Source organism: Coleofasciculus sp. B1-GNL1-01 (assembly GCF_040220235.1).
GTDB lineage: Bacteria > Cyanobacteriota > Cyanobacteriia > Cyanobacteriales > Coleofasciculaceae > Coleofasciculus.
The window spans coordinates 1-15,971 of record NZ_JAVJTO010000110.1; the positions used below are offsets into that span (position 1 = coordinate 1).

Here is a 15,971-nt window from a genome sequence, read left to right on the forward strand (position 1 = left end):
CCTCTGGTAACGATTGACTCTCTAAAGGGATTTGACTTGCCTGTACTCGAGTCAAACAAACCACCTGGTAAGGCTTGATCCGAGATAACCGTCGTCCCACTACATCTCCCGGACCCCAAAAGCCAAGGGTAACCAGTTGACCCTCTTCGTTCCAAGTTAGCGATCGCACGATACCTTGTTCAATTTTCCACAGATAGTCTGAACCCAGAGGTAGCAAATCTTTGCGATTAAACGCTTTTTGGGGATACACAACATGCAGACGGGTGGGAAATATATAGGGGATTAATGTGGATAAAGACATCGGCTGATTGATGGTTAATGGACAAAGAGTTTGAGGTGTGATTAGTTGTCGTTTTGGCACAAAAACATGGGGAATGTACACCGTTAGATCCAGGCGATGCAGCGATTGGTTCGTAGTCTAAACAACCAATTGCCTCTTCCGATAAAGCCTTGCTAGGATGCACGGTACATTTGAGGCGATAATCTCCTGTAAAAAAGGCACAGTGGCGACAAGGAACTTGATGTAATCGCTTGAAACATTGATCTCTACAAAGGATGGAGCTGTTGCGAACACTCAGAACACAAACCCAAAAATTCAAAATAGCCGCTCCAATCGCCGCAAGGGTCATCAGCAAGTTCATATCTGCTCGACGCAGTTTCAAAGCAATCCATGCAGCACTAGATTTGCCTGAATGGTTTTGGCACAGTTAGGGCAGTCCATCCCATTAACTATTGCTTGTAAGGTACTGTTCGAGGGGGTTGTTGGGTTCATGAGACAATTGACTATTGAGCAAAGACAGGCGACCTGGATTATGATGCTCTTATCGACAGCCGGGTAATTCGATACAACTCGACCTATCCGGTTCTCATATCAGTGATAACTGATATGTCTTCTTTAAAGCTATCATTAAATATCAGTAACAACTGATATGTCAAGCCACAAGCCTGTTGCCGCTCGTAAATGTCTACCCACAACTACCCAAAACTCAGCATTTTGGGTAGGTGGGGTGAGCGTGCAGACTCAGCCGTAAAAAAGAGTAACCTACCATCTAGCAAGGTTGGCTACGCTTCCTTTTGTCATGACACCCAAGAATGAACGCTAGTTTTTGGCACTGTCGGAACGATCAACGAAAGGACCAGACATCTGAGAAAGCCCTCTGATACTCCATAACAAGCCTTAGAAGCATTGTCGAAGCTTTCCATTACTTTACGAAGGACTGGTCAAACCGACCAAACAAATTGTCCATAAATTAACGAACAGCAACCTACCCCTATCAATGATTACCAAACCTCAAGTCACCAAAACTCAAGCTACTGACCTGAAGGTCAAAATGTTTCGGGGATTTTCTGACTCCTCGCGTTTATCTATCCTTAATGTTTTACGAGATGGACCCAAGAAGGTCAACGAAATTGTTGAAGCAACAGGACTCACCCAGTCTAATGTTTCCAATCATCTGAGTTGTCTACGCTGTTGCGACTTGGTTGTCCGTCAACAGCAGGGTCGTTTTGTGTACTACCAACTCAGCGATGCCCGAATCGTCAAACTTCTTGACCTAGCTGATGAATTACTGGCTGATGTGGCTCTTGGTGTAGACTCTTGCACTCGCTATGATGTGAAAGATAGCGATCAAACAGTTTAAAATAGGTGTTAAAAGTTAGGGGTCTTCCGTCATGGTTATGAAGCAAAACACCTTGTGGCTAGAGCAATTGAAATTTAACGAGATGGGATTGATTCCGGCGATTGCCCAGGACTATCAAGACAAAAGGAGCGGATGGAGTTAAGGCGGGTCATGCGTCGATCCAGACGGGGAAGACGGATTAATCGGGAACTACCCTACTCCGAAAGATGTCACCGTCAAGCTCGGTTTGAGAATCGTAGACAAGGCAAATTACCGCCATCGATTCGGGCAAACAAACAGCTAGAGCTACGGATAGTCAAAGAGTTGTTTAAGTTGTTCCCCATTAGTGCCATTCACTATGAATTGGTTATGGCTGATGTCGATAGAACCAGTGGGCGCAAGTCGGCTCGGTCTGGTGTTGGGTTTTCTCCGGTGATGGTGGGTCAGCGGCAAATGTTGACTTGGTTGTCTGAGTTAGCGACCGTTACAACTCACCAAGGATGGCAAAGGGATGGCAACGGAACCAGTCAGCTTAGGCAATGGTTAGGATTAGCCAAAGACAAGAAAAATAAGGAACAGCAAATACCAGCCACACACGCTGTTGATGGTGTTACCTTAGCCGCGTTCGAGTTCATCCAATGGCGGGAATGGCACTCTGATAATGCCAAACTTGGGTTATGGTGTGGTGATGTGCAAGTGACACCTGCACTGTTTGCGGTAATCCGTAGACCGCCAATTAGCCGTAGACAGTTGCATCTGTGCGTCCCATCCAAAGGGGGTCAGCGCCGGAAATATGGTGGCACTGTTACCCGCCATGGCTTCTCCAAAGGCGACAAAGTTATAGCATTAAAAGCCGGAAAGACTTACATAGGCTGGTGTTCTGGGGACACCAAGACACAAGTTTCTGTTTCCGATAAAAACTGGAAGCGGTTAGGGCAGTTTAGTGCCAAAAAAGTCCAGTTGTTGCAGCGAAGTACGGGGTTAATTGTCGTGCCTTCAACTAGACCCTTCAAATCTTCCCTTATTGAAAGGGTCGATTTGACCGCTATCCCTCTCCGGCTTGCTTCGCTCTTATCCGGAGTCTCACGCGAATTACGATGAAGAGTCACTTTTCACGGCGGGTGCTGTAGAATAAGCGAATGATAACGATTCTCATTCTACTATGAACCTGACTGAAGCCTCAACGCTTGAACCTCAAACTCCGCTAACAGAAATCGACCCCGCCGATTCTGGACACCAAGCCAAATCCACTATGCCAGCGATAGCGAAGCGCTGCTGCGAAGCGCAGATCGCCCATCGTCCTCGACTGTTGCGGCGAACTGAAACCCTACGTCGGATGGTGCGAGAACATATCTTGCAGGTCGAAGATTTGATCTATCCCCTGTTTGTCATGGAAGGGGAGAAGCACCAGGAATCAGTGCCATCAATGCCTGGTTGCTACCGTTACACGCTGGATTTGTTGCTGGATGAGGTGAAGCAGGCATATAAGTTGGGGATTGGCGCGATCGCCCTGTTTCCCCTCATTCCCCATGCCCAGAAAGACAATGCGGGAACTGAGAGTTATAACCCGGATGGCTTAATTCCTCGTGCGGTGCGAGCCATTAAACAAGCTGTCCCCGATATTCTGGTTATTACCGATGTTGCGCTTGATCCCTACAGCAGTGAGGGACACGACGGCATTGTGCAGGATGGCAAGATTCTCAACGATGAAACGGTTGCGGTGCTGGAGAAGCAGGCGATCGTGCAGGCAGAAGCCGGAGCCGATTTTGTTGCCCCTTCGGACATGATGGATGGTCGAGTAGGCGCAATTCGTCGGGCACTGGATGCGGAGGGGTGGATTAACGTGGGCATTCTCGCCTATTCCGCAAAATATTCCTCGGCATACTATGGACCGTTTCGTGATGCTCTAGACTCGGCTCCTAAATTTGGTGACAAGAAAACCTATCAAATGGATGCTGCGAATGCGATAGAAGCGATCAAAGAGGTCGATCTAGACATTGCAGAAGGGGCAGATATTGTCATGGTCAAGCCTGCTCTGGCGTATCTGGATGTTATTTGCCAAATCAAACAGCATACGAATTTACCTGTTGCAGCCTATAACGTCAGTGGTGAATACGCCATGATCAAAGCCGCTGCCCAACAGGGTTGGATTGATGAGAAAAAAGTGATTTTAGAGACGCTCACGAGCATGAAGCGAGCTGGTGCAAACTTGATTCTGACTTATTTTGCCAAAGATGTGGCGTTGATGTTGCAGTCGTGAGGGAGTGGGGAGTAGCCCCTTCATCCTTTCATTTTCCCAATTCGTTGAGAGGATTCTTCAGATGATTCATTCAAAAACAAGATTACAACCATCCAGCAATCTCGTTCGTCAGTTTTCTGTAGTGGTTGTATCCGCGATCGCCGTTAGTTTAGGAAGTTGCCAAACGAATGCACCGACGACAAACACAGATTCACAAGCACAATCGACGACCGCCGCAACAACGGATGAGTTACAAGTAGTGACAACGTTTTTGCCCATCACTCAGTTTACCAAAGCGGTGGCGGGCGATCGCGCTGAAGTCGTTCAACTGCTTCCCACTAATGTGGGTCCCCACGATTACCAGGCAAAACCAGGTGATGCTCAGGCGATCTCCACTGCTGATGTGCTGGTGAAAAATGGCCTGGAAATGGAGTTCTTCCTGGATGACATGATCGAAAACGCCGAAAACGCTGACCTGGTGATTATCGACTCCAGCGAAGGCATTGCCACCCTTGATATGGATGATCACGGGCATAATCACGGGCATGATCACGGTCACGACCATGCCGAAGGGGAAGCCCACGACCATGACCATGCTGAAGCCGGACACCACCACCATCATCATGGCGAATTCAATCCTCATGTCTGGTTAGACCCCAAACGGGCGATCGAGCAGGTGGAAAACATTCGGGATGGGCTGATTGCGGCTGATCCAGACGGTGAAGCAGAATACACCGCCAATGCCGCTGCCTTTATTGGTGAACTGGAAGCGCTGGATGCCGAAATCACCGAAGAGCTGGCTCCCTTTGCAGGACAAACCTTTGTAGTGTTCCATGATTTCGCGCCTTACTTTGCCGAGAGCTATGGGCTGGAATCCAAAACGCTGGTGGGCATTCCCGAAGAGAATCCGTCTCCAGAGGACGTGAAGCAAGTAATGGAAACAGTGCAGACGGAAGGGCTGAAAACAATCTTGAGCGAACCCCAGGCTGGGCAAAAGACGTTTGAGGCGATCGCCAATGACCTCAACATCGATGTCAGTATGTTTGACCCCATCGAAACAGGACCAGCCGAAGCGGTGCAACCCGACTATTACCTGACCACAATGCGTCAGAACGTCGAAAATTTAGTAAACAGCTTCGAGGCATCGAACCAGTCATGGCTTCCTCTCTGGGTGATCCAACCTGTGGCGGTCGTACCCCAACGGGTAGGTCTGCGGTTTTGATACCCGTTCAGTTTGAGTTTTGAGTTGGAACCCTGGGAATTCACGAGGAACTCAGGGTTCGAGGCTGTAGACTAACGGGGGAGAATCAGTATTCAGCAGTCAATTTCTTGTGTAGTAAGGGGGCGGTAGTTGAGCGATTCGGTTTTAGTCATTGATGGGTTAACGGTGTACCGTGAAACTCACCTGGCTGTGGAAAATGTGTCCTTTGAGGTGCAACCCGGAACAGACACCGCCATCGTCGGACCCAACGGAGCCGGGAAAAGTACTCTGATTCAAGCTGTGCTGGGCATCTTGCCGCGCCAATCGGGGGATGTGTTTGTCCTGGGGCAGCCCCTGTCTGCTAGGGGCTACTTACCGACCGAGGTGCGGCAACGCATTGCTTACTTGCCGCAAAACTTTTTGTTCGATCGCCGCATTCCCATCACTGCCTCTGAGTTAGTAGGACTGGGTTGGGATCGGATGGAACCGCAACTGCCCTGGGCGGGAGGGCGATCGCGCCGTCGCGCCGTGCGGGAGGCGTTGACGCAAGTGGAGGCATGGCATCTGCGCGACCAACTGGTCAGTAGCTTATCGGGAGGGGAAACCAAACGGGTGCTGCTTGCCTACTGTCTGGTGCGTCCCCGCTCCCTATTGATTTTGGATGAAGCCCCAGCAGGTTTAGATGTGCGTAGTGAATCTGACTTTTATCAGTTGCTCTATCAACTGAAGCAGGAACAGGGTTGGGCGATTTTGCAAATTTCCCACGACCTGGATATGGTGCGTCGCAATTGCGATCGCGTCCTCTGCCTGAACCGCACGTTGCTTTGTCAAGGGGTCCCCGGTCACACCCTCTCACCAGAAAACCTGTCACTGGCTTATGGTTCCGAGTTCGTTCGTTATCATCATTCTTGCTAAATTCCCACCGCTAAATTTCCATCATGACCATTCAGGCTGAACTCACTCGCATCATTGAACTCTTTCAACTACCCTTTATGCAGCGAGCACTCATCGGTGGAGTGTTAACGGGATTGATGGGCGGACTGATGGGGAGTTTCACAATTCTCAGGCAGCTATCATTTTTTAGTGACGCGCTGGGACATTCAGCCTTGCTAGGCATCGGTATTGGATTACTGTTAGGGTTTGATCCTTCATGGGTGCTGCTGCCGTTTGCGGTCATTTTTGCCCTAGTCGTTGCTTATTTTCTAGAACGCACCCACCTCTGGACTGATGCTCTGTTAAACATCATTTACTCATCCTCCCTGGCGGTGGGAATTATCCTGCTCAGCTTCCGTGATGAATATCAAGGGGGCATCGGCAATCTGCTCTTTGGAGATATTCTCGCTGTGCAAACGAGTGATCTCATATTTGGCAGTGTGTTGTTAGGAGCTTGTGGGCTGTTTCTTGGCTTGACGTTGCGATCGCAAATTCTCCTCACCCTCAATGAACCGATGGCGATCGCTCGTGGGGTGTCGGTGTCGGCTCATCGCACTGCGTTCATTGTGCTGCTGTCGCTGGTGGTGGGAATTTCGATTAAGGCGATCGGGGTATTACTGGTGAGTGCCTTTGTGGTCATTCCCGCCTGCGCCGCCCGGTTGCTGAGTCGTACATTTGCCAACTACGTGGTGCTATCGGCGGGGCTAGGGGCGTTGAGTGCGGTGATCGGCATGATAGTTTCTGCGGGGTTCAATTTGCCATCGGGTCCCAGTATTGTGGCAACCCAGTTGGCGATTTTTCTAACAGCAATGGCATTACCTCGATTGCGTGTCTTAGGACAGGGGGAACCACGCAATGTCTGACTCTGGTATTACTCCCAAAATCTTGAAGATGATCGACATTTTGGAAGCCCTGGAAACTCTGCTGGATAAAGCTCCCACGCCCGAAGTTGAAGCAATTCTGCAAGAAGCTTGGATTAAGGTAAGTGAAACCTTTCCTGAAGATTTTAAAGAGGCAACGCGAGAAGATGCTGGGGCAGAAGGACTGCGGCGTTATATTCGAGTCAAGGCATTTTTTGAGAATCCCACTGAGAATCCCATCAGTCCGGAACAATTAGAAGCCTACTATCGGAATCGTGAGCCTGTGGATGAGGATGAGGCAGAGTTTTTCTTTCCAGAGTGAGGGGCGATCGCAATCCAAATCGTTCATAATCAGTCGTTTGCCTGGAAATAATCGAGAATCCCTTGTGCGATCGCCTGTGCCATTTGGGTTCGAGTGGTACCGATCGCGCTTGGCGCACCGCAATCTTAGTACCCGTTCGATTCATCGCGAATTGCAGCAATGCAGGCATTGTCCTCAGCACACAAATATCCCTGACGGAGTTTTTGATTAATGCTCACTACATGACGGGCAAACTCTGAATCTGCGTCTTGAATATTGGGTAAATGATGAGCTTGTTGGGGGTTGGTAATGATTGAGCCAGATGCGATATATTTGCCCGCCGGAATTTCTACATTCTCGATTAGTGCATGGGACATAACGATACAACCATCCCCAATACGAGCGTTAAACACAGTCGAGCGGAAGCCAATAAAGCAAGCGTTTCCCACGTAAGCAGGACCGTGAATTAAAGCCATGTGCGTAATGGAAGCGTTATCGCTAATCCACACGGAGTAAAGCTGTCCATCATCCCCGATGACTCGTCCCTGTTCCAATCCATGAATCACCGCTCCATCTTGAATGTTTACATTCGCACCAATATAAAACGGCATTCCTTCGTCGGCTCGAATCGAGACACCGGGAGCAATGTGAACCTGCGCTCCAATCCGCACATCCCCAATCACGTTGGTCAGAGGGTGGATATAGACGGTGGCATCTAGGGTTGGCTCAGCGAGTTGCTGTGACCAGGGGGTTGGTGGGGCAGGAATGTTGTACATAGTCATGTTAAAATGAGAGTGATTATCATTCTAAATGCTACTGGGATACTTGATCCAAACCTTGACAATCCAAAATTTGCCATGAGCCTCACTTTATACAACACATTGACTCGCCAAAAAGAGCCGTTCACAACAATTGAACCCGGTAAAGTCACAATGTATTGCTGTGGGGTAACAGTGTACGACTATTGCCATTTGGGTCATGCCCGGTCTTATATCGGCTGGGATGTAATGCGGCGTTATTTACAATGGCGGGGTTATCAAGTACGGTATGTGCAGAACTTTACCGATATTGATGACAAAATTTTGAATCGGGCTAGAGTTGAAGGCAGCTCGATGCCAGAAATTGCCGATCGCTACATCAATATATACTTTGAGGATATTCGGCGGTTGAACGTCATGGATGCCGATGAGTATCCTCGTGTCACCCAACATATCCCAGCGATTGTTCATCTCATCCAAGCACTGGAAAGCAAAGGCTATGCTTACGCCGTGGATGGTGATGTTTACTACAACGTGCAGCAGTTTTCCGAGTATGGCAAACTCTCTGGACGAAAAAGAGAGCAGATGCAAGCTGGGGCAGGTGGACGCATTGACCCAGGCGAACCAGAGGGCAAAAAACAAGACCCTTTTGATTTTGCACTGTGGAAAGCTGCCAAACCAGGGGAGCCTGCTTGGGATTCTCTTTGGGGTAAAGGACGACCTGGGTGGCATATTGAATGCTCGGCAATGATTCGTGCCCGATTGGGTGAAACGATTGATATTCATGGCGGTGGGGGCGATTTGGTGTTTCCCCACCATGAAAATGAAATCGCTCAATCAGAAGTGCTAACAGGTAAGCCCTTGGCTCGATACTGGCTACACAATGGCATGGTGACAGTGAATGGGGAGAAGATGTCTAAATCCTTAGGCAACTTTACCACCATTCGAGATTTGTTAGACGGTAAATGGTCAGAGTATCCGCAGCCGATCGACCCAATGGTCGTCAGGCTATTCGTTTTGCAAGCTCATTATCGTAAGCCCTTAGATTTTACGGCATCAGCCATTACCGCCGCTGTTCATGGCTGGCAAACCCTCAAAGATGCGCTGAATTTAGATTGGCAGCAATGCAATCTATCGCCACAAGCTGCGATTCTTGATGAATTGGACTCACAGCGTTCGCGTAGCGTGTGCGCAGCACGTATCGCCCGTTTTCAAGCGGCAATGGATGATGACTTTAATACGGCGGCTGGATTAGCGGTGTTGTTTGAGTTGGCAAAATCCCTAAAACGAGAGTTTAATCAGCGTTGCTATCAAGGGTCTCAGGAACTTGAGGATGTGCAGTTACGTGCTTTATCGCAGACGTTGATACAGCTTGCTGGGGTGTTTGGTTTAGAGGTTGAACCCGAAACCTTACCTGTACCAGAGATTAATGTGAATTGGATTGAATCGCTACTGCAACAACGGCACCAAGCACGCCAAGAAAAACGCTATGTCGAGAGCGATCGCATCCGTAATCAACTGCAAGCAGCAGGCATTACCTTGATTGATCAGCCCAACGGACAAACCCGTTGGCATCGTTTTTGAACTCTCTAGTGGAAAGGAACAATTTTTGTGATGACACTTGGTATGACTCCTATCCTTTCGGACTATCCCATATTCGGCACAGAGATTCGATGTCCTCAGTGCCATCAACCAATTCCAGCCTTGTTACTCACAGACTCTTACGTTTGCCCTGAGCATGGAGCTTTTGAAGCCAACCCCAATACAGGGGAATTAGTTCATGTTCAGTCGGGGCGATGCTGGCATCAATGGGAAGGTCAATGGTATCGTCAGCATATTCATCCCGATACCCTACGCTTTGAAATCGCTGAGGCGCTTGAACACCTTTATCGAAATGGATATCGAGCAACCCAGGTGATTGTTGCTCAACGGTATAAAGAGATGCTTGGCAACAGCTTAGAACATCATGCTGACTGGTTTAGGCAGTTTTATTTTGTGAAGCAACGATTGTATGGAGTGCCAGTGGAATTTAGCTCAGATCAACATACAGAACCTCGTTGGAAAATTATGAACTTTGAGTTTCAAACTGAACCGGGGAACCCAACGAACTATACTTATCCATTTCTCAAAGCATGGCGCTAAGAGGACAATGCCATAAAGGTTGACAGTGAATGCTTGGAAAAAGTAAACCAATTTTCAATCAGGAGGTAAAAGCGATGACAACAATTCAGCACTATGCAACGAATTACATTGAGAACGCCAAAGTATCGATGATTACTCCCACACAAACCATTGAAGCTGCTTCGGTTGAGTACTGTATTGCCAGTGGCTACGTCAAAATTGTGACTCAAGATGAACGGACGTTAATTACACATATCAGCAACGTTGTCATTGAATGCTAAAATAGGGCGCTGCCCCAAGCCAGAAGCAGCGAAAAGCTGACGCCTGCCACAACTTGCTGGCTCAAAAGCTTCAGGGCAAAGCGCCAAGATACCTCGCGCACAATAGTTAGGAGGGTGACAAGGCAAGGCAGAATTACACCTGCCAGATAGACGGCTGTGAGAATCTGCAAGGGGGTTAAAGCATCCACTACATTCGGTTCGGTGAATAGCAAAATGCCATCCTTGCGAATAGAGGCAAGCACTACAGGTAAAGCGGCTTCAGCCGGAAGGCGAAACAATCCCATCACAGGGCGAAGAACACCCGACAATAAAGAGAGAACACCTAGCCAGTCGAGTAGCGACGCAATAATTGTAATTCCCAAGAAGATGGGGATTGCCTGGAGAAAGAATTGAGATAGGGTGCTGCGGGCTTCGCGCCAGATGGCGATCGGGCGGGGAAATTCCAGGAAACTACGCCCTTCAACGAGCAACTTATTTAACGGCGATCGCGCTTTTTTGGGTGCTGTCAGTCGGGTGTAAATTAAGGTTGTTACTGTCAGATAGAGTAATTGACACTCCCCCGGCTAAAAGAGCGCGGGGGATTCTTCCGTCTCAGGGATTCCTATGAATTTACCCTCAGAAAGCATCTTGACCGTGTGTCCCACGGCTGCAAGTCCACGAATACAGACTATTTGGGCGGCTGCTACATCTCTATCAGTTGTGTAGCCGCAGTGACTACATGAGTGGACGCGCTCAGACAGTAGCTTTTTGCCCGTTTCTGTTAAGCAATTAGGGCATATCTGGCTAGTCTTTTTGGCGTCTGTTTTTAGGAAGAATACACCACGCTTAAAGCAGCATTGCTCTAGTATCTGGAGGAATTGACCCCAGCCAGCATCTAAACAATGCTTACCCAACATCCCTCTGGCTAACCCTTTTAGATTGAGATCTTCGACGAATATCATACCCGCCCAGTCACATAGGTTATGGGCTAACTCCCAATGGTAATTTTTCCTTACGTTGGCGATTCGTTCATGCAGTCGGCTAACTTTAGCTTGTGCCTTTCTCCGGTTATTACTCCCTTTGCGCTTTCTACTTACTCTTTGTTGCAGCAATTTAAGCTTGCGTTCGAGTTTCCGAAAAGGCTTAGGATTGGGGAATAGTTTACCATTTGAAACGGCTGCAAAATGACTGATTCCTACATCTATTCCTATGGCTTCACCATGAGGCATTGGTTGAGGTACATCTAGATCCCACTGTAGGGTTAACATGACGTACCAACCTGATGCCCGTTTGACTACACGGGCTTGCTTGATGGTTGCCCCGTCTGGTATTGGACGTGATTGGTTAAACTTAACTAACCCAATCTTGGGCAACTTAACCGCAGTTCCTTGAATGGGTTCTTTTCCCAGTTGAGGAAACACGAAAGACCGCATTCTGCCAGCTTTCTTAAACCGTGGGAAACCGTGACCACCTTCCCACATACTGACAAATGCTTTTTCTAAACGCTTGAGCGTTTGTTGTAGCACTTGTGCGTTTACTCGTTGGAGATTTTTACTTGTTTTTTTGTATGTGGTTAAAGCTACGGCTTGCCTGTTGTAAGTAGGTCTAGGAGTATCAGCCGAAATGATGTATTCAGATCGGAGTGAACAGGCGTTAATCTGACACTTACGCGAGTTATACCAATCCTTGCGCTCGCCTAATGCGTAATTATACACACGGCGGCACTGCTCTAACCAATCTTCAAAAATGGCTATCTGAGTTTTAGTCGGCTTTAACTTAAATTCGTAGGTCAGATTGAACAACTTGCATCACCTCCTAACCCTAGTATACACCATTAACTAACTACCGTCAGGACGTTTGCTAGGACTCGTGGCTAAAGCCACTAGCTAGACGCTTTGCTCGATTTCATCTCCCGGCTGTAGAGCGCGGGAGTCTTCACCATCGCTCACGCGATAAAAAAACTCAGCTATTAACAAACACAATCATTGCTACAGCAGGAAAGGTCATCAAGAAATAAACCCTGTTCGCGGTAAACCTGCAAAGGTGAGGGATCTAAACCCAAACGTTGTGCGATCGCATCAGCCACCACCGCAAACCGCTGCCGGAATTTATAGATAAAACAGAAAATCACATCCCCGTGACGCACAGAAGGTCCGACAACGAATAACCCTGAAGTGCGGGTCGATTCATCGCATTCATTCAGCACAGCATGTCCGTCTGACCAATGAAACAAGTGAGCTATGGTACTGAGACTGCCCTTAAAACCCGTACACAGAATAGGAGGCGTGGGACTCATCCACTGGCGATACTCAAGCCTCTCATTTTCTTGCGCCCCGACGACAGCATAACCGTTGGCGTCGCGCTTGACTCCCACAATGTCCGTATTCCCAATCAGTTCAAGGCGACCTGTCCCATAGACAAACTCCAAGCGCTGTATTGTGTAAGGAGACAAAGAGATGCTCGGATCGGGGTTATTGGATGCCCAACTTTTTGCGCGATCGATTACTGCCACTCGTTTTCCCAAGGCAACTAAATTGGTGGCAGCATCCATTCCACTTTCATAACCGCCAATCACAATAACCTCCTCTCCCTGTATCTCGTCCCAGGAGCGTACCTGAGTATTTTGAATGCACAAATCGGCACCGGGAAAGGAATCGAGGCGCGGATACTGAAATTCTCCCGCCGCCCAAATGACAAAGCGGCTTTGGACATCGCCTTGGGAAGTTTTGAGGATAAACCCTTTTTCTCCTGGTAGTGCTTCAATATCGTGAACCTCAATGCCCGTTTTTACTGGAAGCTGAAAATGCTCGACAACCGTTTGTAAATAGAGGGCATACTCCTTACCCGTTAGGTGTTCTCGTCGAAAAGATAGAGCTGGGGAGGTATTTAGAGCTACTGCATTCAGGTCGAGTAACCCAAAGCCGTGACTGGGAAACGACGGGGTAATAAATCGCATTTGTGCGGGCCAGCGATTAAAAGATGCTCCCACTTCATGGCGCTCTAACAGGATAAAATTTTGGAGTCCTAAATCTTTGAGAACGACCCCACAACCGACCCCCGCCGCACCCGCACCGACAATGACTACATCCAAGATTTTAGAAGAATTCATTACAGCTATTAACTAGAAAGCAGTTACCAGTTTCTGTACGGTCAGACCTAAATTATTTTCTCTAACTTGACAAGGTTAAAGCGTTGATTTCTCTTCAATCACTCCTTGCAGACAAGCTTGCAACTCAGCTAAAGTTAGCATTCCTAACTCTCCCCCCTTCCTTGTCCGCACACTCAGAGTTTGATTTTCTACTTCCCGTTTACCGACTACAGCAACAACGGGAATTTTTTCTAACTCTGCATTGCGAATTTGCTTACCCAAACGCTCTCCACTGCGGTCAATCTCAACCCGATACCCAGTTTTTTTAAGAGTGGTGGCAACTGATTCTGAATACTCCCGTTGAGCATCGCTCACGGGTAACAGACGCACCTGAATGGGGGCTAACCACAAGGGGAAATCACCTGCGTAATTCTCAATTAAAATCCCGAAAAAGCGTTCCAACGAGCCAAAAATTGCTCGGTGAATCATAATCGGTTGTTGGCGACTTCCATCAGCAGCGACATATTCCATATTGAAGCGATCGGGTAAATTGAAATCGACCTGAATTGTCGAACATTGCCAGAAACGACCAATGGCATCTCGAATCTTAAGGTCAATCTTGGGACCATAGAACGCGCCACCCCCCACATCTTCAATATAATTCCAACCTTTGGCAGCTAAAGCTTGTTTTAAAGCTGTTGTCGCTAACTCCCAAACGTCATCGGTGCCAACAGATTTAGCCGGACGAGTGGATAAATTAACCTCATAATCGGTAAAGCCAAAATCTGATAAGATTTGCTCGGTTAGATTTAATACTCCAATGATTTCATCGGCAATCTGATTGGGTAAGCAGAAAATATGAGCATCATCTTGGGTGAATCCTCGGACACGCATCAAACCATGCATAACGCCTGAGCGTTCGTAGCGATAAACTGTTCCTAATTCAGCAAAGCGTAAGGGAAACTCGCGGTAAGAATGCAGGTCCTGCTTATAGGTCAGAACGTGAAAGGGACAGTTCATCGGCTTAATTTGATAAGCCTGTTGTTCAATATCCATTGAGTCAAACATATTCTCTCGATAAAAATCAAAATGACCCGATGTTTTCCACAGTTCCAGATTGGCGATATGGGGTGTGTAAAGGAGTTGATAACCTGCTGCTAGGTGAGACTTTTTCCAGTAATCTTCGATAATGTTACGTATCGCTGCGCCACGCGGATGCCAAAAAACTAAGCCACCGCCAGCATCGTCTTGGATACTAAAGAGTTTGAGGTCTTGACCAATTTTTCTATGGTCGCGTCGCTTGGCTTCTTCTTTTTGTTGAAGGTAAGCCGAGAGTTGTTCGGGTGTTTCCCAAGCCGTACCATAGATGCGTTGCAACTGAGGTTTGGTTTCATCTCCCCGCCAGTAAGCACCCGCAACAGTTTCTAAGGCAAAAGCATCGGGATTGATTTCTCCAGTGAAGTTGACGTGAGGACCAGAACATAAATCCCACCAGTATTCATCCGGCGGTAGCGTCACTTGTTCAAATAGAGAAGGTTCTGGCTGGATTGTATCGGTTGACCCTCTGCCGCAATCAGGGTTACCGATGAAGTAGCGGGTAATAGTTTCTCCTTCGGGAATAAAGTCGAGGATTTCCAGCTTGTAGGGTTCCCCTAACTGCTCAATTTCCCCACGAATCTCTTCCCGATCTACAACTTCGCGGATAATTGGCAAGTTAGCGTTGATAATCTGCCGCATTTTGGCTTCAATGCGGCTCAAGTCATCTGGGGTAAAGGGTTGCTGGCGATCAAAGTCGTAGTAAAATCCGGTGTCTGTGGTGGGTCCAATCGTTACTTTTGTCTGTGGGAGGAGAGTTTGCACTGCCATTGCCAAGATGTGAGCGCAGGTGTGGCGAATTCGCTCTAGTTTTTTTGGGTCATCTTGGTGAGGACTGTTCTCAGACAGAGACTGAGTTAATTGACTGACCATAATCCAAGAATAAAAATAATAATCATTCTCATTTTAACAGAAAAGCCTGGATTCAGGCTACATAGAGGAACTTGATCTCGATTAAATTCATCCATGCATGATGTCAATTGACCACTACAAAGGATAGAGCTGTTGCGAACACTCAAAACACATCACCTGTAAGCTATCCAAAACCTCTTGTGGAAGTGTTACCTGCTTCAGTCATTGACAGGTGGGCAGTGTCCACCCTACGCTAGATCAAGGTTTTGATGCTTTCAAAATGCAAATTTTCAGTACCATTGTACTGAGAATGTTCACCCGTGGTGAGGATGAGATTTCGACGCGATCGCACAATCCTCCCTTCCTGTTCCAAACGATTGATCAGGCGTGTAACAGTTACCCGAGTAATCCCAATCGTCTCGGAAATATCCTGATGAGTCAGGTGAAAGTTCAGCAATTTACCCTGAGGAACTGTTTGTCCAAAATGACAGGATAGCCATTCCAACAGATGCAGCAGGCGGGCATAGGCAGAGTGCTGATGTAGAATATTCAATAGTTCTTCGCTTTTGCAAGCATGAATCAGTAACGCCTCTGGTAACGATTGACTCTCTAAAGGGATTTGACTTGCCTGTACTCGAGTCAAA

At 47.8% G+C, this 15,971-nt stretch carries 14 protein-coding genes and 5 pseudogenes; 11 read left to right on the forward strand and 8 right to left on the reverse strand.

All coding sequences use genetic code 11. From position 1 onward, the window contains the following. Positions 1-301, reverse strand: a pseudogene (locus tag RID53_RS27335) (hypothetical protein); the annotation flags it as partial. Positions 302-407: 106 nt separating this feature from the next. Next, positions 408-641 (reverse strand): annotated as a pseudogene (locus RID53_RS27340) (hypothetical protein); the annotation flags it as partial. Between the two features lie 636 nt (positions 642-1,277). On the opposite strand from RID53_RS27340, the gene RID53_RS27345 reads away from it, so the two are divergent. The 8 genes and pseudogenes from RID53_RS27345 to RID53_RS27380 all read left to right on the forward strand — a co-directional run bounded on the left by RID53_RS27345 (position 1,278) and on the right by RID53_RS27380 (position 7,174). Beyond that, positions 1,278-1,640, forward strand: coding sequence for an ArsR/SmtB family transcription factor (locus tag RID53_RS27345; protein ID WP_446391096.1), 363 nt, complete (start codon positions 1,278-1,280; stop codon positions 1,638-1,640). 37 nt (positions 1,641-1,677) lie between these two features. Continuing rightward, positions 1,678-1,761 (forward strand): annotated as a pseudogene (locus RID53_RS27350) (phosphoribosyl-AMP cyclohydrolase); the annotation flags it as partial. Between the two features lie 2 nt (positions 1,762-1,763). Beyond that, positions 1,764-2,720 (forward strand): annotated as a pseudogene (locus tag RID53_RS27355) (RRXRR domain-containing protein); the annotation flags it as partial. Positions 2,721-2,781: 61 nt separating this feature from the next. Then, complete coding sequence (gene hemB / locus RID53_RS27360) at positions 2,782-3,879, forward strand: porphobilinogen synthase (protein ID WP_446391097.1); 1,098 nt, start codon at positions 2,782-2,784, stop codon at positions 3,877-3,879. Between the two features lie 61 nt (positions 3,880-3,940). After that, positions 3,941-5,080, forward strand: coding sequence for a metal ABC transporter solute-binding protein, Zn/Mn family (locus RID53_RS27365; RefSeq protein ID WP_446391098.1), 1,140 nt, complete (start codon positions 3,941-3,943; stop codon positions 5,078-5,080). A gap of 129 nt (positions 5,081-5,209) precedes the next feature. Continuing rightward, positions 5,210-5,974, forward strand: a complete 765-nt coding sequence (locus RID53_RS27370) for a metal ABC transporter ATP-binding protein (RefSeq protein ID WP_446391099.1) — start codon at positions 5,210-5,212, stop codon at positions 5,972-5,974. Between the two features lie 23 nt (positions 5,975-5,997). Beyond that, positions 5,998-6,855 (forward strand): metal ABC transporter permease, encoded by an 858-nt coding sequence (locus tag RID53_RS27375; RefSeq protein WP_446391100.1) that lies wholly within the window; start codon positions 5,998-6,000, stop codon positions 6,853-6,855. Further along, positions 6,848-7,174: a hypothetical protein gene (locus RID53_RS27380; RefSeq protein ID WP_446391101.1), complete on the forward strand. Its 327-nt coding sequence runs from the start codon at positions 6,848-6,850 to the stop codon at positions 7,172-7,174. Before RID53_RS27375 ends, RID53_RS27380 begins: the two co-directional genes overlap by 8 nt. 125 nt (positions 7,175-7,299) lie before the next feature. On the opposite strand, the gene RID53_RS27385 is transcribed toward RID53_RS27380, so the two are convergent. Next, on the reverse strand, positions 7,300-7,935 hold the full coding sequence (locus RID53_RS27385) for a gamma carbonic anhydrase family protein (protein ID WP_446391102.1): 636 nt from the start codon (positions 7,933-7,935) through the stop codon (positions 7,300-7,302). Positions 7,936-8,010: 75 nt separating this feature from the next. Here RID53_RS27385 and cysS point away from each other — a divergent pair, with 75 nt between their 5' ends. From cysS to RID53_RS27400, 3 genes are all read left to right on the forward strand, one after another. Next, entirely contained in the window at positions 8,011-9,495 is a 1,485-nt protein-coding gene (gene cysS, locus RID53_RS27390; RefSeq protein ID WP_446391103.1) for a cysteine--tRNA ligase, read from the forward strand. A gap of 42 nt (positions 9,496-9,537) precedes the next feature. Further along, positions 9,538-10,053, forward strand: coding sequence for a TIGR02652 family protein (locus RID53_RS27395; RefSeq protein WP_446391109.1), 516 nt, complete (start codon positions 9,538-9,540; stop codon positions 10,051-10,053). A 74-nt stretch (positions 10,054-10,127) separates the two neighbouring features. Beyond that, on the forward strand, positions 10,128-10,313 hold the full coding sequence (locus RID53_RS27400; RefSeq protein WP_446391104.1) for a hypothetical protein: 186 nt from the start codon (positions 10,128-10,130) through the stop codon (positions 10,311-10,313). Here the strand turns inward: RID53_RS27400 and RID53_RS27405 are convergent. The 5 genes and pseudogenes from RID53_RS27405 to RID53_RS27425 form a co-directional block, all read right to left on the reverse strand. Next, positions 10,310-10,861, reverse strand: a pseudogene (locus RID53_RS27405) (nucleoside recognition domain-containing protein); the annotation flags it as partial. The gene RID53_RS27400 and the pseudogene RID53_RS27405 overlap by 4 nt on opposite strands. Positions 10,862-10,876: 15 nt before the next feature. Continuing rightward, a complete protein-coding gene (locus RID53_RS27410) occupies positions 10,877-12,094 on the reverse strand; it encodes an RNA-guided endonuclease InsQ/TnpB family protein (protein ID WP_446391105.1) in 1,218 nt (405 codons plus the stop codon). Positions 12,095-12,261: 167 nt separating this feature from the next. Next, positions 12,262-13,401 (reverse strand): NAD(P)/FAD-dependent oxidoreductase, encoded by a 1,140-nt coding sequence (locus RID53_RS27415; protein WP_446391106.1) that lies wholly within the window; start codon positions 13,399-13,401, stop codon positions 12,262-12,264. A gap of 75 nt (positions 13,402-13,476) precedes the next feature. Continuing rightward, the gene (gene thrS, locus RID53_RS27420) at positions 13,477-15,348 is read right to left on the reverse strand and encodes a threonine--tRNA ligase (RefSeq protein WP_446391107.1); all 1,872 of its coding nucleotides are present in this window, start codon (positions 15,346-15,348) and stop codon (positions 13,477-13,479) included. A 232-nt stretch (positions 15,349-15,580) separates the two neighbouring features. Next, on the reverse strand, positions 15,581-15,971 hold a 391-nt coding region (locus RID53_RS27425; protein WP_446391108.1), incomplete at its 5' end, for a Crp/Fnr family transcriptional regulator.